Source organism: Microbacterium sp. 1S1, assembly GCF_008271365.1.
Classification (GTDB): domain Bacteria; phylum Actinomycetota; class Actinomycetes; order Actinomycetales; family Microbacteriaceae; genus Microbacterium.
Genome location: NZ_CP043430.1, coordinates 2418920 through 2439632, shown reverse-complemented (window position 1 = coordinate 2439632; position 20713 = coordinate 2418920). Strand labels below are relative to the sequence as shown.

The following is a 20713-nucleotide window of genomic DNA, read 5'->3' as shown; positions in this document are numbered from 1 at the left end:
CGCGACTCAGACGTCGGCGACCTTGCGGCCCTTGTACTCGAGGAAGAGCTCGGTGCCCTGCGAGTCGGTGACGACCTTCGCCTGGTGCGGACGGCTGTAGACGACCTTGCCGTTCTCGATGGTCTTGACGAGCGCGGGGGCCTCCGCCTTCCACTGCGCGCGGCGCGAGCGGGTGTTCGAACGGGAGACCTTGCGCTTCGGGGGGTTACCAGCCATGACTAGCTCTCTTCTTTCTCGGCGGCACCGCGTTCTGCCGTGCCGTCCTGGTCTGTGATCTGCTGGAGCGCGCTCCACCGAGGATCGATGGGAGCGGCCTGCTCCGTTCCGGTGCTCTCGGTCAGCCTCTCGCCTGTGACCGGGTCGAGCCCGAGGCAATCCGGCTGACACACCGGCTGAAAAGGAAGGGCCAGTACGGCCGCATCCCTGACGAGAGTTTCAAGATCCACGTGGTCGTCTTGAACCTCGAAGTCAGTTTCTTCCTCACCAGGATACGCGAAAAGCTCCTGGAACTCGACTTCGACGGGCCGAGCGATGTCGGTGAGGCATCGACCGCACACGCCGACATACTCACCCTCCGCCTCTCCGGTGACGAGGATGCCCTCGTGGACGGACTCCAGCCGCACGTCGAGATCGAGTTCCGAGCCCGCCTCGAAGGAGACGATCCCCTCCCCCCACTGCTCCGTCAGGGGCACGGAGAAGGAGTGCTCGCGCATCTCCCCCGGGCGCCGGACGATGTCACGGACCGGGAGAACGAAGGGGCTGTTGAGTCGGGAACGCACCCCGCCATGCTACCCGGGTCCTCGGCGAGGAGGGCCGGGAGAGTGCGGGAACGGGAGGCGATCAGATCCCGCGGGCGCCGGTGTCGAGGAAGGAGGCGACGGCCGGCGGCACGAACGGCGAGACATCCCCGCCGAGGCCCGCGACCTGACGCACGAGCGAGCTCGAGACCATCGCGTGCGCCGGGTCCGGGAGCAGGAACACCGTCTCGATGTCGGCGAGGTGCCGGTTGACGATCGCCATCGGCGACTCGTAGGCCACGTCGACCTGCGAGCGGATCCCCTTCACGAGCACGCCGGCGTTCACATCGCGCGCGTAGTCGACGAGAAGTCCCATGCTCCACGACCCGATGATGATGTTTCCCGCCATGCCGTCCTCGGCGATCGACCGCTCCAGAAGGGCGAGTCGCTGCGCGATCGGCAGCATCGCCTCTTTGCCGGGGTTGTGTACGACGAGCACGTGCAACTCGTCGTACAGGGCCGCCGCGCGCCGGATCACGTCGAGGTGACCCAGGGTCGGCGGATCGAAGGAACCCGGGACGACGGCGATCCGGCTGCTCATGGAATCCAGCCTAGGGCACCGGGAAAGGCGGTCAGTTCTTCGCGAGGGCCGCGCGGTCCTCGTCTGTGACGCGCCGGCCGATGGCCTCCCGGAGCCCGGGATGCGCCGCCAGGTCGGGGTCGGTGGACAGGATGTCCTCGGCGAGCTCGCGAGCCCGGGTGATGAGGCCCGCGTCCTTGACGACACGCAGCAGCTTGAGGGACGACCGCACCCCGGCCTGTGCCGCGCCGAGCACGTCCCCTTCGCCACGGAGTTCGAGGTCGACCTCGGCCAGCGCGAAGCCGTCGAGTGTCGCGGCGACGGCATCGACGCGCTCGCGGGACACCGATCCGGCCTCGGCCTCGGTGACCAGCAGGCATAGTCCAGGGACACCGCCTCGGCCCACCCGACCGCGAAGCTGATGCAGCTGGGACACTCCGAAGCGGTCGGCGTCGAGCACGATCATCGTCGAGGCGTTGGGGACGTCCACGCCCACCTCGATCACCGTCGTCGCGAGCAGGAGGTCGATCTCCCCCCGCGCGAAGGCCTGCATGACGGCGTCCTTCTCCTCGGACGGCATTTTGCCGTGGAGCACCGCCCGCCGGAGCCCGCCGAGGGTCGGATGTGTGGCGAGCGCCTCGTCGAGCTGGACGACTCCCCACCGCGGTCCTTTGCCGCCCTCGGGGGCGAGCAACGCTTGCTCCCCCGCCTCGGCCGTCTTCGCCGCGGTGTCGATCGCCGCGCACACCGCGAACACCTGGCGGCCCTGCGCGATCTCCTCCGCCGCTCGTTCCCACACGCGGTTGAACCAGCCGGGGTGCTCCGCCAAGGGCGCGACGTAGGACTCGATGCCGGCGCGACCGGCGGGCATCGTGCGGATGACCGAGGTGTCGAGGTCTCCGAAGACCGTCATCGCGACCGTCCGCGGGATGGGCGTCGCCGTGAGGACGAGTGCGTGCGGGCTTGATCCCTTCGCGCGGAGGGCCTCGCGCTGCTCGACGCCGAACCGGTGCTGCTCGTCGACCACGACCAGACCGAGATCGGCGAAGGTCGTCTTCTCCCCGAGGAGCGCGTGGGTGCCGACCACGATCAGCGCCTGCCCCGACGCGACGCGCAACGCGGCCTTGCGGCGATCGGCCGCCGGCATCTGCCCGGTGAGCAGCGTCGGCATCAACAGCGGGGCGAGCTCGGGGCCGAGCATCTTGGTGATCGAGCGGAGGTGCTGCCCCGCGAGAACCTCGGTCGGGGCGATCAGGGCTGCCTGTCCCCCGCTCTCCGCGACCTGCAGCATGGCCCGCAGCGCGACGAGAGTCTTCCCCGAACCCACCTCACCCTGCACGAGTCGGTTCATCGGCCAGGAGCCGACGAGGTCGTCCGCGATCTGTGCGCCGACGGCCTGCTGGTCCGGGGTGAGCGTATAGGGCAGGGCGGCGTCGAAGCGCTCCAGGAGCCCGCCCGGGGACGCGGGTCGTGAAGTGGCCGCCAGTGCCCGCACCGCATCCCGCTGCTGCAGCAGAGCGGTCTGCAGGGTCAGCGCCTCGTGCATCCGCAGGGTGCGCACCGCGGGGTCGATGTCGTTGCGGGAACGGGGACGGTGGATCGCCTCCAGCGCCTCCCGTGCCGCCAGGAGCTCCTCGCGCGCGCGGATCTCCGCGGTCAGCGGGTCCGGGACGGAAGGGAGGTCGTCGAGCACTCGCCCGACGAGCCGGGCGATCTGCCAGGTCTGGATCGCGGAAGTCGCCGGGTAGATCGGGATCGGAACGGCCGCCCTGGCATCGGCGCGCCGTCGCGCGGCATCCTCGTCATCGAACAGCTCGTACTCCGGATGGGCGAACTGCGTCATCCCGTTGAACTCGCCGACCTTGCCGGAGAAGACACCGCGGCGGCCGACCGCCAGATCCTTGGAACGCCACTCCGCCGCCCCGACGTTCTTGGCGAAGAACGTGAGCGACATGCGACCGACGCCGTCTCCGATCACGACATCGACCATGGCGCCGGGTCGATTTCGCATGCGGCGGTAGCTCGACGACAGGACCTCGGCCACGATGGTCACGGTCTCGCCGATGGGGAGATCGCGGATGGGGGTGAGCTCCCCCGGATCGGCATACCGGCGCGGATAGTGCGCGAGCAGGTCGCCGACGGTCTTCATGCCGAAGGCGCGGTCGAGCGTCTTGGCCGACGCCGCACCGAGGGCCTCCTCCAGCGAGGATTCGAGCGTGAGCGACATGCTCCGAGTCTAGGGACCCGCACGGACACGACCGCCCGCGGCCTGTCGTATCGTGAACGGGTGACGAGGATCATCGCCGGAACGGCACGCGGCACCCGGCTCGACTTCCCTGGCGCGGGGACCCGACCGACGAGTGACCGCGTGCGCGAGTCGCTCTTCGGCACCCTCGAATCGCTCAATGCGATCGCAGACGCCCGGGTGCTCGACCTCTACGCCGGCTCGGGCGCGCTCGGGCTCGAGGCGCTGAGTCGTGGTGCCCGCAGTGCGGACCTCGTCGAACGCGGTCGGCAGGCGGCCGCCGTCGTGCGACGCAACGTGGCGGCCGTGGCCAAAGCGTCCGGCGCAGCCCCCGCGCGGGTGCAGGAGGCGACCGTCCGGGCGTTCCTCGGCCGGGCGTCCGGGCCGTACGACCTCGTGTTCACGGATCCGCCGTACGACCTCGACGACGAGGCGATGAACGGCGACCTCGCCGCCCTCTCTCCCCTGCTCGGCGACGACGCGGTCGTGGTCGTCGAGCGCGCCCGACGCTCGGCCGCCCCCGACTTCGCCGCGGCCGGGCTCCGGGCGTTCCGGGAGAAGACCTACGGCGACACCACCCTTTGGTGGGCGGAACCGGACCACGAGGACGCCGCTGTCGCGGACGTTCAGCCGGAGACGGAGTCCCAGTCCCGGTAGGGGTCCCAGCCGCTGACGTCCACCGGACGGTCGTCGCAGAGCAGGTCCTCCTCGCCGCGGGAGCGCACGACGCCGATCGCGCGGAATCCCGGCGGGAGCACGCCGTCCGGGAAGGTCGCGAGCAGAGCGTGGTCCTCGCCGCCCGCGAGTGCCCGCTGCGGTGCCCCGCCGAGCGCTGCACCATCCAGCGCGAGAGTGACACCGGAGGCCTCTGCGAGACGGCGCGCGTCGAGTGCGAGGCCGTCCGAGACGTCCATCATCGCGGTCGCTCCGGCAGCGGCGGCGACGACGCCGAGACCGATGGGCGGCGACGGCCGCAGCTGTGCCGCCACTGCGGCGCTCTCCCCCGGTCCGAGGGCACCGGCATCGACCGGCACCGGAGTTTCGCCGTCCCGGAAGCGCCCGAACAGCACCGCCAGTCCGTGCGCGGCATGACCCAGCTCCCCCGCCACGGCGATGACATCGCCAGGCCGCGCTCCCGCCCTCGTCACCGGCGGACGGCCATCGAGATCGCCCAGAGCCGTCACGGCGACCGTGAGCACATCGGACACCGTGAGGTCACCGCCCACGACCGCGCAGCCGGGAGCCAGCGACGCACAGGCGGCACGGAAGCCATCCGCCAGGGTCTCCACGAACGACAACCGGAGGTCTCGCGGCACGGCCAGCGCCACCAGCAGCGCCGTGGGACGCGCGCCCATCGCCGCGATGTCGGCGAGGTTCACGGCCGCGGCCTTCCAGCCCAGGTCGTAGCCGCTGGTCCAGGCGAGTCGGAAGTCAGGTCCGTGGACGAGCGTGTCCGTCGTGGCGACCACGGAGCCCGACGGGGCCGCGACGACCGCGGCGTCGTCACCCGGGCCGAGAAGCGTGTGCGCGCCGGGCGGGGTCCTCTGGAGGATGGCGCGGAGGATGCGACCCTCCGAGAGATCTCCCAGGAGCGGATCGTCGGAGGCGGGTCGGGAGGGCATGTCGTCAAAGGTAGCCTGGATGCATGCTTCGTTCCCGCCGCCTCACTGCCGTCGCGGGGGCGATCACCCTCGCCGCCGGACTCGCCGGATGCTCTACGACCGTGCACCTCGAGCCCGCGGACGACGCCAACGACCCCGCCTGCGCCAACGTGTCCGTGCTGCTGCCGGACAGCGTCGGCGGCTACGAGCGCGTGTGGACCGACGCCCAGGCCACCGGCGCCTGGGGCGACCCCACCGTGGTCCTCCGCTGCGGGGTGGAGCCTCCCGCCCCTTCCGATCTCGTATGCACGACTCTCGGAGGCGTCGACTGGCTCGTGCTGGAGCAGGAGGAGGAGCGGCAGCGCCTGGTCACCTACGGTCGCGAGCCGGCCATCGAGGTCATCATCCGTCGTGGCGAGCAGGTCGATTTCCAGTCCATCGTCGACAGCCTCTCGTCGAGCATCCAATCTGGACTCGCACCTGCCACCGCGCAGTGCACGGACCGCGTCGAGTTCCCCGCGAGCTGATCGCCCGCGGGAAACACCACGGCGTCAGCGGCGCAGACCGGCCTCGATCAGTTCGGTGATGAGGTCGCCGTAGCTCAGCCCCGAGGCCACCCAGCACTTCGGGAACATCGAGATGGGCGTGAAGCCGGGCATGGTGTTGAGCTCGTTGACGACGAGCTCTCCGTCCGGGGTGAGGAACATGTCCACCCGGGCGAGGCCACGACCTTCCACCGCATGGAACGCCCGGACGCCGGCTTCCTGGATGGCTGCCACCTCGGTGTCGGTCAGCTCTGCCGGGCACACCACGTCGACGCCGTCGCCGCCGAGGTACTTGCCCTCGAAGTCGTAGAAGCCGCGATCGGTCAGCACGATCTCCCCCGGCAGGGACGCACGGACGCCATCGGCTGTCTCCAGGACGGCGACCTCGATCTCCCGCCCGGTCACACCGGTCTCGATGAGGACCTTGTCGTCTTCAGCGAAGGCGACAGCGAGGGCCGCGTCGAGCTCCTCCGACGCCGTCACCTTCGAGACGCCGACGCTGGAGCCGGCGCGGGCGGGCTTGACGAAGACGGGGATGCCCAGCTCGGTGGCGCGCCGTCGGATCTCCACGGGATCGGCATCCCAGTCCCGGCGCCGCACGGTCATGCCCGGGGCCACCGCGATGCCGGCCGCCTGGAGCGCGATCTTCATGAAGTGCTTGTCCATGCACAGCGCCGAGTCGAGCACACTGCCGCCGGCGTACGGGATCTCGAGCGTGTCGAAGAAGCCCTGGATCGTCCCGTCCTCACCGTGGGGTCCGTGCAGGATCGGGAGGACCACATCGATCTCACCGAGGCCTTCGGTCTCGCCACCCGGCCGGACGACCCGCAGCGTCCGGTCAGCGCCGGGCTCAGGCCAGAGCACCCGGGTGCCGTTGTCCAGGACTTCCGGCAGATGCGCGGCGTCCAACGGGAACTTCGCCGGGTCGTCGTCCTCCAGGACGAAGGCGCCTTCGCGGGTGATCCCGACCGGGATCACGGCATACCGGTCACGATCGATCGCGCCCAGCACTCCCCCCGCCGTTGCGGAACTGATCGAATGCTCGCTGGAGCGCCCTCCGAAGAGCACCACCACCGTCTGCTTGTCCATGGTTGGTCCTCTCCCCCTGCGGGGTGTCGTCGTCCGTCGTGAGGTGCGGGGCGATGTCCCGGGGGTCCATCTTGCCGTCGAGCACCATCTTCACCTGCTCCACGATGGGCATGTGCACATCGGCCTCTCGCGCGAGCTGCAGCACGGGAGCGACGGAGGCCAGGCCTTCCGCCGTCTGCTGCATCTGCTTCACGACGTCCTGGAAGCTGTACCCCTGCCCGAGGAGCCGCCCGGCCGTGTTGTTGCGACTCAGCGGCGACTGGCAGGTCGCGATGAGGTCGCCGAGCCCGGCCAGTCCCTGCAGAGTCTCCGGCTGCGCACCGTTCGCGACCGCGAAGTCGGTCATCTCGACCAGGCCTCGGGTGATGATCGAGGCCTTGGTGTTCTCGCCGTAGCCGACGCCGTCGACGATGCCGATGGCGACGGCGATGAGGTTCTTCAGCACCCCGCCGAACTCCGTCCCGATGACGTCGGTGTTCACGAACGTGCGGAAGTAAGAGTTGCGTGCCGCCCGGGCGACGACGTCCGCGGTCTCCTGGCTGCGCGACGAGATGACCGCCGCCGTCGGCTGCTCGCGGGCGATCTCCAGCGCGAGGTTGGGCCCGGAGGCCACGGCGACCCGGTCGGGATCGCACTGCAGCTCCTGCTGGATCACCTGGCTCATGCGCAGCCCGGTGCCGCGCTCGACACCCTTCATGAGGCTGACGATCCGCGCATCGCCGGTGGCGATGAGCGGGCGCAGCGCCTTGAGATTCTCGCGCAGAGACTGGCTCGGTACCGAAAGGTAGACCTGGTCCACGCCGTCGAGCGCCGTTGCGAGCTCGTGCGTCGCCGCCATGGTGCGCGGCAGGTTGATACCGGGCAGGTAACGGGAATTGCGTTTGGCTTCGTCGATCTCGTGAGCCAGCTCCGCGCGCCGGGCCCACATCGTGACCTGGGCGCCTCCGTCGGCGAGGATCTTGCCGAACGTGGTTCCCCAGCTGCCGGCGCCGATCACGGCGACGCGGGGTCCGGCCGGCGCGGTTCTCTTAGGGGTCAAGGCGTCCGGTCTCCTTCTGTCCGTGGCTCGCCGGGTTCCAGCGCTCCGCGGGGGCCTTCTCACCGCGCACCTGCTCCAGCAGCCCGGTGATCGCATTCATGAGGCGGTTGGTGGCCTCCGTCAGCGCCGCCGGCTCCCCCGCGCGGTCGCGGAGGTCGGAGACGTCGACGGGGTCGCCGACGATGACGGTGACAGGCTTCCGGAGCGGCCAGAGGCTCAGCCCCTTCTGATAGCGGCCCATGATCGCCTGGGTCCCCCACTGCGCCATCGGGATGAGCGGGATGCCGTCGGCGAGCGCGAGCCGCACCGCGCCCGACTTGCCGCGCATCGGCCACATGTCGGGGTCTCGGGTCAGCGTGCCCTCCGGATACACGATCACTCCGCGACCGTGTTCCACGAGAGCCGCCGACTGGGCCATCGTCTGCTTTGCGGAGGACGCCGAGGAGGTCCGCGCGACCGGGATCATGCCGGTCTTGCGCAGGAACCACCCGAGCACCGGCACCCGGAACAGGCTCTCCTTGGCCATGAACCGCGGAGCGCGCCCGATCCGCCAGACCGCCAAGGCGACGATCAGGGGATCGAACTCCGAGTAGTGATTCGGTGCCAGGACGAACGCGCCCTCGCGCGGCAGCTTCTCCGCACCGATGATGCGGACCTTCGCGATCAGCGACACCAGCGGGACGACGATGGCCGCGAGCGGCCAGAACACGCTCGGCCGCGTCTTCTCCGGAGACCGGGAAGCCATCGGGCTCACCGGAGGACGTCGAAGTCAGCGCCGAGCGCGTCGAGCTTGGCGAGGAACTTCTCGTAGCCGCGGCTGAGGATGTCGACACCGGACACCTTCGATTCGCCGGTCGCCGTCAGCGCCGCGATCACGTGGCTGTACCCGCCGCGCAGGTCGGGAACGACGATGTCGGCTCCATGGAGGGGCGTCGGGCCGGTGATGACGGCGGCCTGCTCGAGGTCGCGGCGTGGAACCCGTCGAGGTCCGTCCTGCAGTCCCCGCGGGTGAACGACGATGTCGGCGCCCATCTTGACCAGCGCCTCGGTGAAGCCCATGCGGTTCTCGTACACGGTTTCGTGGACGACCGACCGACCGTGAGCCTGCGTCAGGGCGACCACGAGGGGCTGCTGCCAGTCGGTCATGAATCCGGGATGCACGTCGGTCTCGATGACGACCGGCTTGATGTCGCCGTCGCGGCGGAAGAGGATGCCGTCCTCCTGGATGTCGAACCAGCCACCCGCCTTGCGGAAGACGTTGAGGAACGTGAGCATCTCCTGCTGCTTGGCGCCGCCGACGAAGATCTCGCCGTCCGTGGCCAGAGCAGCGGAGGCCCACGAGGCCGCCTCGTTGCGGTCGAAGATCGACCGGTGGTCGTAGCCGCGCAGCTTGTCGACGCCCTCGATGAGGATGACGCGGTTCGGCTCGTAGGAGATGATCGCGCCCATCTTCTGCAGGACGGCGATGAGGTCCATGATCTCGGGCTCGATCGCGGCGTTGCGCAGCTCCGTGATGCCCTCAGCGCGCACCGCCGTCAGGAGCACCTGCTCCGTGGCGCCGACGCTCGGGTACGGCAGGTGGATGTTCGCGCCGTGCAGACGGGTGCCGCCTGTCGAGAGACGGATGCCGCTGGGGAGCTTCTCGACGATCGCGCCGAACTTGCGCAGCGCGTCCAGGTGGAAGTCGATCGGCCGGTCGCCGATCCGGCACCCGCCGAGGTCGGGGATGAACGCCTGCCCGAGGCGGTGCAGCAGCGGGCCGCAGAAGAGGATCGGGATCCGGGAGGCGCCCGCGTGGGCGTCGATCTCCTCGAAGTGGGCCGACTCGACGTCGCTGGGGTCGAACACCAGGGAGCCGGGCTCGTCGCCCTCCGACACGCGGACGCCGTGCACCTCGAGAAGCGACCGCACGACGGCGACATCGCTGATCGCCGGCACGTCGCGCAGGACGCTCGTGGTCTCCCCGAGCAGGGACGCGACCATCGCCTTGGTGGCGAGGTTCTTCGCGCCCTTCACATCGACGCGTCCGCGCAGCGGACGGCCTCCGCGGATCGCGAGGACGTCTCCGGTCAGCGCGGGGACGTCATCGGAGAGAGCGTCGCGCACGGGTGTCGTCATTCGGGGCCTCACTTCATTCATCGGGGGCGGGGTTACCCCTGGCTCCCCCGCCCCCTCCGTCTCACTGGACGGGGAGGGTCCGCGGCCGCCACGACTCGCGACGGGCCTCGAACTGCGCGATCTTGTCTTCGTTGCGCAGCGTGAGCCCGATGTCGTCGAGCCCTTCGAGGAGCCGCCATCTAGTGTAATCGTCGATCCCGATGTCGGCCTGGAAGCCAGCCTCCGCGGCACCGCTCGGGTCGCCGATGGAGGCGGTCCGTGCCTCGAGGTCGACCGTCATCCGCGCTCCGGGATCGGCGTCCAGCATCGCCCAGAAGCGCTCGAGGTCCTCTTCCGCGATCGTCGCGGCGAGAAGCCCCTGCTTGCCGGCGTTCCCGCGGAAGATATCGGCGAACCGCGGGCTGAGCACGACCTTGAAGCCGAAGTCGCGGAGAGCCCAGACGGCGTGCTCGCGACTGGAGCCGGTACCGAAGTCCGGTCCGGCGACGAGGACGGACGCCCCCTGATACGGCGCCCGGTTGAGCACGAAGTCGGGGTCCTGCCGCCAGCCGTGGAACAGCGCGTCCTCGAAGCCGGTCTTGGTGACGCGTTTGAGGAACACCGCGGGGATGATCTGGTCGGTGTCGACGTTCGACCGCTTGAGCGGCGCGGCGATGCCCGTGTGGGTGGTGAACTTCTCCATGGTCAGGCCTCCAGGTCGCTCGGGCTGGACAGGGTGCCGCGGATGGCCGTCGCCGCCGCGACGAGCGGCGACACGAGGTGCGTGCGTCCGCCCTTGCCCTGGCGCCCTTCGAAGTTGCGGTTCGACGTCGATGCGCAGCGCTCCCCGGGAGCGAGCTGGTCGGGGTTCATGCCGAGGCACATGGAGCAGCCGGCGAAGCGCCACTCCGCCCCGAAGTCCTTGATGACTTGGTCGAGTCCCTCGGCTTCGGCCTCCAGGCGCACACGCGCGGAACCCGGGACCACCATGACCCGCACGCCGTCAGCCTTCTTCTTGCCCTGGATGATGGACGCGAACGCCCGGAGGTCTTCGATGCGGCTGTTCGTGCACGAACCCATGAAGACCGCGTCGACGGGCACCTCCTTCAACGGAGTGCCGGGCGTCAGATCCATGTACTCCAGCGCCCGCTCCGCCGCGGCCCGCTCATTCGGGTCGGCGATCTGCGCGGGATCCGGCACCGCGGCGGAGAGCGAGCTCCCCTGTCCGGGGTTCGTCCCCCACGTCACGAACGGCTCCAGCTCGTCGGCGTCGATGAAGACCTCGGCGTCGAAGACGGCCCCCTCGTCCGTCGGCAGCGTGCGCCAGTAGGCGACCGCGTCGTCCCAGTCCTGTCCCTTCGGGGCGTGCGGACGTCCCTCGAGGTAGGCGAACGTCGTCTCGTCAGGGGCGACCATGCCGGCACGGGCGCCCGCCTCGATCGACATGTTGCAGATCGTCATCCGGCCCTCCATGGAGAGCGCGCGGATCGCGCTGCCGCGGTATTCGAGGACGTAGCCCTGGCCGCCGCCGGTCCCGATCTTCGCGATCACGGCGAGGATGATGTCCTTCGCGGTGACGCCGGGCCGCAGCGTGCCCTCGACGTTGATGGCCATCGTCTTGAACGGCTTCAGCGGCAGGGTCTGGGTCGCCATGACGTGCTCGACCTCGCTGGTCCCGATGCCGAACGCCATCGCGCCGAACGCGCCGTGCGTCGACGTGTGCGAATCGCCGCAGACCACGGTGATGCCCGGCATCGTGAGGCCGAGCTGTGGGCCGACGACGTGCACGATGCCCTGTTCCGCGTCGCCCAGCGAGTGCAGTCGCACACCGAACTCGGCGGCGTTGCGGCGCAGCGTCTCGATCTGCGTCCGGCTGGTCAGGTCGGCGATCGGCTTGTCGATCTCCCACGTCGGCGTGTTGTGGTCCTCCGTGGCGATGGTCAGGTCGAGCCGGCGGAGCGGGCGACCCTCGCTGCGAAGGCCGTCGAAGGCTTGCGGGCTGGTGACCTCGTGCACGAGGTGAAGGTCGATGTAGATGAGGTCGGGCTGGCCGTCCTCACCCTTGACGACGAGGTGGTCGTCCCAGACCTTCTCGGCGAGCGTCCTGGGGCGTGCGGAATCCGCACCGGCGGTGGTGGTCATGGCGTGTCTCCTGTGGATGGCGGTTCGGCCCACGATGGACTCCGCGACGAGGAGGGGCTCAGATCGAGGTCTCGCCGCGGCCGCTAAGAAGGAGCACGGTCCGCATGACGTCAGGTTACCACCGCTCGGACACGCCGAGACACGCCGTGACACTCTGTTGCTCACCCGACCGACCGAGAGGCCCCGCATGACCGTCGACACCGCTCGTTTCGCCACCCGCGCCGTCCACGCCGCGAGAGGCCGGGCCGCAGCCGCCTCCCGCGTGACACCGATCTACCTGACGGCCGGATTCGAGTTCGACGACTTCGAACATGCCGCGGACCACTTCGGCACCGGATCCGGGTTCGGATACACCCGCACCGGCAACCCCACGGTGCACGCCGTCGAGCGGCAGCTCGCGAGCCTCGAGTCCGGGGCGGACGCGGTGCTGGTCGCCAGCGGACAGGCGGCCGTGACGACCGCGCTGCTCTCGGTCGTGGGAGCCGGCGACCATATCGTCTCCTCGACGCACATCTACGAAGGCACCCGCGGGCTGTTCCTGGACAACCTGGCCCGCCTCGGCATCGAGACGACGTTCGTCGACGACATCGCGGACCCGGACGCCTGGCGCGACGCCATCCGTCCCACGACCAGGGCGCTTTTCGCGGAGTCGCTCGCGAACGCGCGCAACGACGTGCTCGACGTGGCCGCGGTGAGCGCCGTGGCGGACGAGGTCGCCGTCCCCTTGATCGTCGACAACACCCTGGCCACCCCGGCCCTCCTCCGGCCGCTGGAGCACGGCGCGGCCATCGTGGTGCACTCGGCGTCGAAGTTCCTCGCCGGCCAGGGTGCCGTTCTCGGCGGCGTGGTGATCGACGACGGGCGCTTCGATGCGGACCGCGCCGGGCACAACGCCCCGCACCTCGTGCTGCCGGGACGCGGCGGGGCACCGAGTGTCTTCGCCCGCCACGGCGGCCGCGCACGCATCGGGTACGCCAGGGAGTCGGTCGCGCCGCGGTTCGGCGCCTCCCCCTCGCCCCTCAACGCCTTCCTGATCGGCCAGGGCACCGAGACACTCGGTCTGCGTGTCGAGCGCCAGTCGCAGAACGCTCTGGTCATCGCGCGCTGGCTCGCTGCGCACGATGCCGTGGAGAGCGTCGACTACGTCGGTCTGCCATCGCACCCTCATCACGAGACCGCAGTGCGTTACCTCCGGGGCGGCTTCGGCTCGATCTTCACCTTCACGCTGCGCGGCGGCCTCGCCGCGGCGCGTCGCTTCGTGGAGGAGGTGTCGGTCTTCACACACATGACACATATCGGCGACGTGCGGTCGCTCGTGCTGCACCCCGGCACGACCAGCCACGCACAGCGCACCGACGAGGAGCGCCGGGTTCTCGGAGTCGCACCCGGGACCCTCCGCCTGTCGATCGGCATCGAGGATGTCGATGACCTGATCGGCGACCTGGCACGCGTGCTCGAAGGCGTCCGGGAGACGGTGGCATGAGCCGCCCGCAGCACTTCGGCTGGTTCCTCGCCCGCGGGTTCGGTCCGCAGGGGTGGGGATACCCGTCGCTCGACTGGGACTACGACTGGACGCGGCCGGAGGTCTACCAAGAGTCCGCTCGCACCCTGGAGCAGGCCGGCTTCGACCTCGTGATCATCGAGGACAGTCCCTCGCTCGGCTCGCCGGACACGATCGATCTGCGCGTGCGTCACGCGTTCGGAGGCCCGAAGCACGATCCCTTGCTGCTCGCGCCGTACCTCTTCCAGGCGACGAGGCACCTCGGGGTCGTGCCCACCGTGAACCCCGCGGCGTCGTTGCCGTACACGGCCGCCCGCCAATTCGCGACCCTGCAGCACCTCAGCGGGCACCGGCTCGGCCTCAATGTGGTCACCGACACCGGGAGCGCCCGGCACTTCTCGGACGCACCGCAGCTCGGTCACGACGAGGCATACGATCGCGCCGAGGAGTGGCTCGCCGGGATCCGCTCGCTCTGGCGCAGCTGGGACGACGGCGCTCTCGTCGCCGATCCCGCCACCGGTGTCTACGCGGACGGCACCCGCATGCGCACCGTGCGGCATCGCGGCGCGCATTACGCCTTCGACGGGCCGTTGAACGCTCTTCCCTTCACCGAGGGCGAGCCGGCCATCGTCTCCCCCGGGGGCTCAGGGCGCGGCCTGGAGTTCGCGGGGGCCAACTCGGACGTGCAACTGGCGCTCGCGCCGCTGCACGAGAAGTCGGTGCGGGAGTACCGGCAGCGCGTGCACGACGCCGCGATCGCCCGCGGACGCGCCGTCGAGGACATCAAGGTCCTCTTCGCGATCCAGCCCGTGATCACGGCGTCCGCCGAGGAGGCCGACCGGATCGTGGCCGCCTCCGCGCACCCGGACGATGCCGCACTCGCGCAGATCGCGCGGAAGCAGTCGAGCGATCTGGAGACGGACCTCACCGCCCTCGACCTCGACCGCCCCCTCGATCCGTCGGTCTTCGGAGCCCATGTCTCCCGCGGCAGCATCCAGCGGCTGATCGGTGATCGGGGGGAGGACGCCCCGCTCCGCGCGCATCTGACCGCCCTCGCCCGCACGGGCCGATTGCGGGATCGCACCGGCTTCGTCGGCACTGCCGAGGAGTTCGCCGACCTCGTCGAAGAGCTCGGCGACTGGGGCAACGACGGCGTGCTGCTCTGGGGCGACTTCCATCCGGTCACCCTGCACCGCACTCTCGACGAGCTGGTGCCGATCCTCCGCCGCCGAGGGCTTCTGCGCCGCGAGTACGCGGACGGCGGTCTGCAGGCGAACCTGCGCGCCTTCTGAGGTCCGGGTCGCGGGCGTCAGTCCCCCGCCGGCACGGAGCGCTTCTCCGCGCGCTTCTCCCGTGACGAGGCGACGAGGCTCGCGATCGTCGCGACCGTCATCGACACGAGGATCACGCCGAGCGACACCATGTTGTCGATGTCCGGCACCCACTCGACGTGCTCGCCGCCATTGATGAAGGGGAGCTCGTTGACGTGCAGCGCATGCAGGATGAGCTTGATGCCGATGAACCCGAGGATCACCGCGATGCCGTAGTGCAGGTAGCGGAGGCGGTCCAGGAGGTCGCCGAGCAGGAAGTAGAGCTGGCGGAGCCCCATCAGGGCGAAGATGTTCGCGGCGAAGACGAGGAAGCCGTTCGTGGTGATCTCGAAGATCGCGGGAATGGAGTCGATCGCGAAGATGAGGTCGGTGACGCCGATCGTGATGAACACGATGATCATCGGCGTCCACATGCGCTTGCCGTCGACCGTGGTTCGGATCTTCGAGCCGTCGTACGTCTCGCTGATGTCGATGCGCCGGCGGAGGAGGCGGACGATGAAGTTCTCCCGCTTGACGTCGTCCTCGTGCTCCCCCTCCGGCATCGCCTGACGGATGGCCGTGTAGACGAGGAAGGCACCGAAGAGGTAGAAGATCGGCGAGAAGTTCTCGATGATCGTCACGCCGACGAGGATGAACAGCCCGCGCAGCACCAGCGCGATGATGATGCCCACCATGAGCACCTGCTGCTGCAAGCGCCGCGGCACCGCGAACTGCACCATGATCAGGACGAAGACGAAGAGGTTGTCGACGGAGAGGCTGTACTCCAGCGCCCACCCGGTGATGAAGTCCCCGGCGTTCTGCCAGCCGCCGACGTTGCCCAGCAGGACGGCGAAGAGCAGCGCGAGCCCCACGTAGAACACCACCCAGAGCGTGGACTCCTTGGTGGAGGGGATGTGCGGGCGCAGCCGGATGAGGAGCAGGTCGGCGATCAGGATGATCGAGAGGACCACCATGGAGGTGATCTCGAACCAGACGGGGATGTCCACGGGCGCTGTGCACCTTTCGCGAGGGGTCGGGGATCGTCGAAAGTCTCTCCCCCGCATCGTGTGCGGCGCGCGCCCGGAGCAGCGGTGTCGGTGCTCGTGATGACGTTACGCGCGGATTCGGGATACTCCCTCTCGCCGGGGCAATGCTACCGGAGGCGGGCGCCCGCAGGACCGGGATCCATGACACGGCTGTGGATTCGATGGTCGGGGTGAGACGATGACGGCTCTGCCGACACTCTCGAGGGAGAGACACCGAACGGAACCAGGATGCCTGCGCAGACGACTGACCAGCGATGGGCCGCCCAGGCGGCGGCCGGCGATCAGGGTGCCTTCCGCGCGCTGTACCGCGCCCACGTGCGACCGGTGTACTGGATCGCCCAGGGGATCCTGGGATCCGCTGCCGACGCGGAGGACGTCACGCAGGAGACCTTCGTGGTCGCGTGGCGCAAGCTTCCGGGGCTGGAGCTGCAGGGAGAGTCGCTCCTGCCCTGGCTCGCGACGATCTGCCGCTTCCAGGCTGCGAATCGGCTGCGCCAGCGACGCCGCGACCAGGCCCACACCACGGCTGCGGCAGACGAGGAGCTCCCGGACGTCGTCAGCGTCGAGGAACAGGTGATCACCGCCGACCTCGCCGCACGGATCGCCGCCGAGGTCGGCACCCTGAGCGAACTCGACCGGGAGATCTTCCGGCTGTGTGCGTCCGAGGGCTATGCCTACCAGGCCGCCGCCGATGAACTCGGTGTGACGCACGCCGTCGTCCGGAACCGTCTCTCGCGCGTGCGCACGCAGCTGCGTGGCGCCGTCAAGGAAGTGAGGGACGCATGAACGACCTGACCCCGCAGGAGACCCTGCCACCGCTGTCGGACGAGACCGTCGCCCGCATCGAGGAGGCGGTGTTCACCGAGATTCAAGGTGAGCGGCCGCCGGCACCGCCGCGTGCCGAGCGCGCCAGGAGGCGCCGACGCCGGTGGCTCACCGCCGGCGGTATCGCGGCGGCCTTCGTCGTCGGAGTCCTCGTCACCCCACCGATCCTCGGTGCCGTCGGAGGCGGAGGGTCATCGGTGTCCACGGCCGACGGCCTGAGCGGCTGGTCCACCGGCGAGGCGGAGTCGAGTGCGCCCGACCAGTCCGTCGAGAGCGCGCCGCTCCCGATCACGGGCGGAAGCATCGGTACGGATGCGGCGGCGTCGTCCGCCGAGGAGTCCCGCGACATCGTCGCCACGGCTCAGGCTTCGCTGCAGGTCGACGACATCTCCGACGCCGCGTCCGCCATCGGCGATCTCGCCGCCGAGCACGACGGCTACGTCGAGAGCACCGAGGTCGGCAAGGCAGTAGCGACGGATGCTCCCGCCGAACGGGTGCCCGCGGACTCCGGATACGGCTGGATCACGATCCGCGTCCCCGCCGATGACCTGACTGCGGTGATCGACGCCCTCGGCGACACCGGCGAGGTGCTCTCGTCCGCGATCACGAAGCAGGACGTCACGTCGGCAGCGATCGACCTCCGCGCCCGCGTGGAATCGACCCGTGCCTCCGTGCAGCGACTCACCGAGCTGTTGGGGAAGTCGGGGACCGTCGACGATCTCATCGAGGCCGAGGTCGCCCTCACCGACCGCCAGGCCCAGCTCGAGTCCTACGAACAGCAGCTCAGCGCACTCGAAGACCAGGTGGCGCTCTCCTCGCTCACCGTCGAGCTCACGCGAGCGGGGACAGCAGCCTCGGCAGACCCCGCCGGCTTCGGTGACGGTCTGCTCGCGGGATGGAACGGGCTGGTCGTCTCGCTCAATGCGCTGGTGATCGCCGTCGGATTCCTGCTCCCCTGGCTCGCGGTCGCGGCCCTCGTCGTGCTGCTCGTCTGGGTCGTCCGCCGCACGCGGCGACACCGGAGGACGGCACCGGCATCCGGATCGGCCACGCCCCCCGCTGCGGAGATGTGACCGAAGCGCCGTTTTTCCGCGGTATACAAGAACTCTTGTGCGGTTGCCGAGCCCCGCATAACCTTCGGGCGTGGAAGACATCTCCGTGATCACCGCCGTGCACCATCCGTTGCGGCGTCGCATCTTCGACTACCTGCTGCTGTACGGCACCTCCCAGGTGACCGCCGTCGCCCGCGCCCTGGACTGCCAGGTCGGGAGCGTCAGTCATCACCTCCGAATGCTCGAGCGCGCCGGAGTCGTCGAGCGCGCCGCCGACCCGTCCGGCGACCGGCGGACGAGCTGGTGGCGGATCGCGCGACGCGGCCTGACGTGGTCGGTGGACGACTTCGCCGACTCCCCCGCCGCTGCGCTCCTGGCAAGGGAGGCGCAGCGGCAGGGTATCCGGATGCAGATCGACCGACTGCAGCGCTGGCATCGGCGCCGCGGAGACCCCGCGGTGGCGAACTACGAAGCCTCCAACACGGAGACCACCGCCTGGGCGACGCCCGCGGAGCTGCATGACCTCTCCACCCGGGTTCTTCGGGCCGTGCGCGACTGGCAGGCCTCGATCGACGAGGACGACGGTCAAGAGCGCCTTCCCGTCTTCTTCTTCGCCCATGCCTTCCCCACGGAGCCGTGATGACGGCGCTCACCGAGCCCGTCGCCCTGGCGCCCCCGCCTCCGTTCCGGCGCGATCGGATGGTGCAGGTGTGGATCGCGGTGAAGGCGCTGTCGGACGCAGGCGATGCCGTATGGACGATCGGACTGGCATGGACGGCGGTGCAGATCGCCTCTCCCGCCGTCGCCGGACTCGTCGTCGCCGCCGGTACCGTCCCGCGCGCGGTGGTGCTGCTCTTCGGCGGCGTCCTGGCGGACCGCACGGACGCCCGACGGGTCATGATCGTGTGCAATGCCGTCCGTATCGGCGTGCTCGTCGGCGTCTCGCTGTGGGTTCTCTGGCATCCGCCCACCATCCCGGCTCTGCTGGCCGCCGCCGTGGCCTTCGGGGTCTGCGACGCGTTCTATGAGCCCTCGGCCGGCACGATCGCCCGACAACTCGTACGGACGGCCGACCTCCCCGCATACGCCGCGGTCTCTCAGACGGCGTCCCGTCTCGGCACGATGGGCGGTGCGGCGCTGGGTGGTCTGCTCGTCGCGCACGCGGGCCTGATGGGAAGCGCAGCGGCGAACGCGGTGACGTTCGCCCTCCTCGTCGGATTCCTCGCGATCGTGCTGCGCCCGCGTTTCCGACTCGCCCGCTCTGCCCGAACGTCGTCGATCCGCGCCATCGGAGCCGCGTTCTCCCACCTGGCGGCGAACCCGACCACGCGCACGCTCGTCATCGCGCTGTCCGGCCTCAACCTCGCGGTCGGCCCGGCGGTGGGCATCGGCCTGGCCCTGCGTGCGCACGCCGAAGGATGGGGCGTTCCCGCCGTCGGTCTCTTCGAGAGCCTCCTCGGTCTCGGCGCCGCAGGGGGTGCCGCGGTGGTCGCGAGATGGCGGCCGCGGCGGGAGGCGCGGAACGGGTTCGGTGCTCTCCTCCTCCAGGGAGCTGGCATCGTCGCCCTCGGGTTCGGTCCCGTCTGGACCGTGGGCGTCGCCGCGGCGGTCATCGGCGCCACCGCGGGATATGCGTCCGTGTTGCTGAGCGCGACCTTCGCCGCGACCGTGGACACGGCATTCCTCGGTCGGATGGGCTCTCTCACCCGCCTCGGTGATGACTGCCTCATGCCCCTGGCGATGGCGGGCTTCGGCGCGCTCGCCTCCGTCGCTCCCCTGTGGGTACCGTTCGCCCTGGCCGGAGGCGCGATGATGGCCCTCATGATCGCGCCCCTCTGCGCCCGCACGTTCCGGACGATGTCCCTGCGTGCGGACGATTGAGCGACGCATCTGAAGACGAGGAAAGCCCTCCGGCGAACCGGAGGGCTTTCCTCGTGTTGTGTGACCCCAGCGGGATTCGAACCCGCGTTACCGCCGTGAGAGGGCGGCGTACTAGGCCGCTATACGATGGGGCCGTCTTGCAGAACTGTTCCGTTCCGCGACAACCGTTCAAGTATGCCACGGCGATTCTCACTGCGCCAAATCGGGGCGGGTTCGGCCAGACTCCCGGGCGTGGCGCGCCCGATTCCGTTTGCCGGAGACCGCGGGAAGGAGTTGACTCGTCTCATGCGCGTCACCAAGTTCGAACATGCCACCCTCCGTCTCGACCAGAACGACGACACCCTCCTCATCGATCCGGGCTCCTTCACCGCTCCACTGCACGACCTCAGCGGGCTGGTCGGTATCGTGCTGACCCACGAGCACCCCGACCACTGGACGCCGGAGCACCTCGACCGAATCCTGCGCGCCGCCCCCGGCACGCCGATCTTCGGCCCGGAGGGCGTGGCGAAGGCAGCGGAGGGTTACGAGATCACCGCCGTCTCCCCCGGGGACACCGTGGTTGCAGGCCCGTTCACGCTGCGCTTCTTCGGCGGCACGCACGAGGTGATCCACTCCTCGATCCCGACGATCGACAACGTCGGCGTGCTCGTCAACGATGTGTTCTACTACCCCGGCGACTCGTACGCGGTGCCGGAAGGGGTGGAGGTCGGTACACTCGCCGCTCCCCTCGGCGCTCCCTGGCTCAAGATCGGTGAGGCGATCGACTATGTCCTCGCGGTCAAGCCCCGCCGGGCGTTCGGCACCCACGACATGACGCTGTCCGTGATCGGCAAGAACATGCACCGCCAACGGCTGCAGTGGGCGACCGAGCAGGGTGGCGGGGAGTTCCTCGCGCTCGAGCCCGGCGATACCGTGGACCTGTAAGCGCCTTCGGCCTCTCGCCGCGAACCAGGATACTGGCGCGCCCTTGCGACCGTTGAGGACGAATGTTGGACTGAGTTCCGTAACGTGTTACCTGTCACG

Annotated in this window: 21 protein-coding genes and 1 tRNA gene; 9 read left to right on the top strand and 13 right to left on the bottom strand. The window is 69.8% G+C overall.

The window, feature by feature from the left end; genetic code table 11:
- Positions 1-6 precede the first annotated feature (6 nt).
- From rpmF to FY549_RS11755, 4 genes are all read right to left on the bottom strand, one after another.
- Entirely contained in the window at positions 7-216 is a 210-nt protein-coding gene (rpmF, locus tag FY549_RS11770; protein ID WP_013586329.1) for a 50S ribosomal protein L32, read from the bottom strand.
- Positions 217-218: 2 nt separating this feature from the next.
- Positions 219-713, bottom strand: coding sequence for a YceD family protein (locus FY549_RS11765; protein ID WP_025103319.1), 495 nt, complete (start codon positions 711-713; stop codon positions 219-221).
- Positions 714-840: 127 nt separating this feature from the next.
- On the bottom strand, positions 841-1338 hold the full coding sequence (coaD, locus tag FY549_RS11760; protein WP_149085187.1) for a pantetheine-phosphate adenylyltransferase: 498 nt from the start codon (positions 1336-1338) through the stop codon (positions 841-843).
- A 31-nt stretch (positions 1339-1369) separates the two neighbouring features.
- Positions 1370-3544 carry an ATP-dependent DNA helicase RecG gene (locus FY549_RS11755; RefSeq protein WP_149085186.1) on the bottom strand — a complete coding sequence of 725 codons (2175 nt, stop codon included), beginning with the start codon at positions 3542-3544 and terminating at the stop codon, positions 1370-1372.
- Positions 3545-3604: 60 nt separating this feature from the next.
- Between FY549_RS11755 and rsmD the strand changes: the two genes are divergently transcribed.
- Entirely contained in the window at positions 3605-4219 is a 615-nt protein-coding gene (rsmD, locus tag FY549_RS11750) for a 16S rRNA (guanine(966)-N(2))-methyltransferase RsmD (RefSeq protein WP_149085185.1), read from the top strand.
- Here rsmD and thiL read toward each other — a convergent pair.
- Complete coding sequence (thiL, locus tag FY549_RS11745; RefSeq protein ID WP_149085184.1) at positions 4189-5184, bottom strand: thiamine-phosphate kinase; 996 nt, start codon at positions 5182-5184, stop codon at positions 4189-4191. The two genes, rsmD and thiL, sit on opposite strands and share 31 nt — an antisense overlap.
- A gap of 23 nt (positions 5185-5207) precedes the next feature.
- On the opposite strand from thiL, the gene FY549_RS11740 reads away from it, so the two are divergent.
- Complete coding sequence (locus tag FY549_RS11740) at positions 5208-5690, top strand: DUF3515 family protein (protein ID WP_149085183.1); 483 nt, start codon at positions 5208-5210, stop codon at positions 5688-5690.
- A gap of 24 nt (positions 5691-5714) precedes the next feature.
- Here the strand turns inward: FY549_RS11740 and FY549_RS11735 are convergent, their stop codons facing one another.
- The 6 genes from FY549_RS11735 to leuC all read right to left on the bottom strand — a co-directional run bounded on the left by FY549_RS11735 (position 5715) and on the right by leuC (position 12075).
- On the bottom strand, positions 5715-6797 hold the full coding sequence (locus FY549_RS11735; protein WP_149085182.1) for a D-alanine--D-alanine ligase family protein: 1083 nt from the start codon (positions 6795-6797) through the stop codon (positions 5715-5717).
- Positions 6697-7836, bottom strand: a complete 1140-nt coding sequence (locus FY549_RS11730) for an NAD(P)H-dependent glycerol-3-phosphate dehydrogenase (protein WP_149085181.1) — start codon at positions 7834-7836, stop codon at positions 6697-6699. The genes FY549_RS11735 and FY549_RS11730 overlap by 101 nt, the downstream gene beginning before the upstream one ends.
- Positions 7826-8581 carry a lysophospholipid acyltransferase family protein gene (locus FY549_RS11725; RefSeq protein ID WP_149085180.1) on the bottom strand — a complete coding sequence of 252 codons (756 nt, stop codon included), beginning with the start codon at positions 8579-8581 and terminating at the stop codon, positions 7826-7828. Before FY549_RS11725 ends, FY549_RS11730 begins: the two co-directional genes overlap by 11 nt.
- Before the next feature lie 5 nt (positions 8582-8586).
- Complete coding sequence (gene murA / locus FY549_RS11720) at positions 8587-9954, bottom strand: UDP-N-acetylglucosamine 1-carboxyvinyltransferase (RefSeq protein WP_149085179.1); 1368 nt, start codon at positions 9952-9954, stop codon at positions 8587-8589.
- A gap of 61 nt (positions 9955-10015) precedes the next feature.
- Positions 10016-10636 carry a 3-isopropylmalate dehydratase small subunit gene (leuD, locus tag FY549_RS11715; protein ID WP_149085178.1) on the bottom strand — a complete coding sequence of 207 codons (621 nt, stop codon included), beginning with the start codon at positions 10634-10636 and terminating at the stop codon, positions 10016-10018.
- Positions 10637-10638: 2 nt separating this feature from the next.
- Positions 10639-12075: a 3-isopropylmalate dehydratase large subunit gene (gene leuC, locus FY549_RS11710; RefSeq protein ID WP_149085177.1), complete on the bottom strand. Its 1437-nt coding sequence runs from the start codon at positions 12073-12075 to the stop codon at positions 10639-10641.
- A gap of 187 nt (positions 12076-12262) precedes the next feature.
- On the opposite strand from leuC, the gene FY549_RS11705 reads away from it, so the two are divergent.
- Both FY549_RS11705 and FY549_RS11700 read left to right on the top strand, forming a co-directional pair.
- Complete coding sequence (locus tag FY549_RS11705) at positions 12263-13558, top strand: O-acetylhomoserine aminocarboxypropyltransferase/cysteine synthase family protein (RefSeq protein ID WP_149085176.1); 1296 nt, start codon at positions 12263-12265, stop codon at positions 13556-13558.
- The gene (locus FY549_RS11700; protein WP_149085175.1) at positions 13555-14868 is read left to right on the top strand and encodes an LLM class flavin-dependent oxidoreductase; all 1314 of its coding nucleotides are present in this window, start codon (positions 13555-13557) and stop codon (positions 14866-14868) included. The genes FY549_RS11705 and FY549_RS11700 overlap by 4 nt, the downstream gene beginning before the upstream one ends.
- Before the next feature lie 17 nt (positions 14869-14885).
- On the opposite strand, the gene FY549_RS11695 is transcribed toward FY549_RS11700, so the two are convergent.
- On the bottom strand, positions 14886-15893 hold the full coding sequence (locus FY549_RS11695; RefSeq protein WP_149085174.1) for a TerC/Alx family metal homeostasis membrane protein: 1008 nt from the start codon (positions 15891-15893) through the stop codon (positions 14886-14888).
- A gap of 267 nt (positions 15894-16160) precedes the next feature.
- On the opposite strand from FY549_RS11695, the gene FY549_RS11690 reads away from it, so the two are divergent.
- The 4 genes from FY549_RS11690 (at position 16161) to FY549_RS11675 (ending at position 19690) form a co-directional block, all read left to right on the top strand.
- Complete coding sequence (locus FY549_RS11690) at positions 16161-16718, top strand: RNA polymerase sigma factor (RefSeq protein WP_149085173.1); 558 nt, start codon at positions 16161-16163, stop codon at positions 16716-16718.
- Positions 16715-17830: a DUF4349 domain-containing protein gene (locus FY549_RS11685; RefSeq protein ID WP_149085172.1), complete on the top strand. Its 1116-nt coding sequence runs from the start codon at positions 16715-16717 to the stop codon at positions 17828-17830. Before FY549_RS11690 ends, FY549_RS11685 begins: the two co-directional genes overlap by 4 nt.
- Positions 17831-17900: 70 nt before the next feature.
- Positions 17901-18449, top strand: coding sequence for a helix-turn-helix domain-containing protein (locus FY549_RS11680; protein WP_149085171.1), 549 nt, complete (start codon positions 17901-17903; stop codon positions 18447-18449).
- Positions 18449-19690 (top strand): MFS transporter, encoded by a 1242-nt coding sequence (locus FY549_RS11675; protein WP_149085170.1) that lies wholly within the window; start codon positions 18449-18451, stop codon positions 19688-19690. The genes FY549_RS11680 and FY549_RS11675 overlap by 1 nt, the downstream gene beginning before the upstream one ends.
- 61 nt (positions 19691-19751) lie before the next feature.
- On the opposite strand, the gene FY549_RS11670 is transcribed toward FY549_RS11675, so the two are convergent.
- Positions 19752-19824, bottom strand: a tRNA-Glu gene (locus FY549_RS11670).
- Between the two features lie 151 nt (positions 19825-19975).
- On the opposite strand from FY549_RS11670, the gene FY549_RS11665 reads away from it, so the two are divergent.
- Positions 19976-20614 carry an MBL fold metallo-hydrolase gene (locus FY549_RS11665; RefSeq protein ID WP_149085169.1) on the top strand — a complete coding sequence of 213 codons (639 nt, stop codon included), beginning with the start codon at positions 19976-19978 and terminating at the stop codon, positions 20612-20614.
- Positions 20615-20713: the final 99 nt, after the last annotated feature.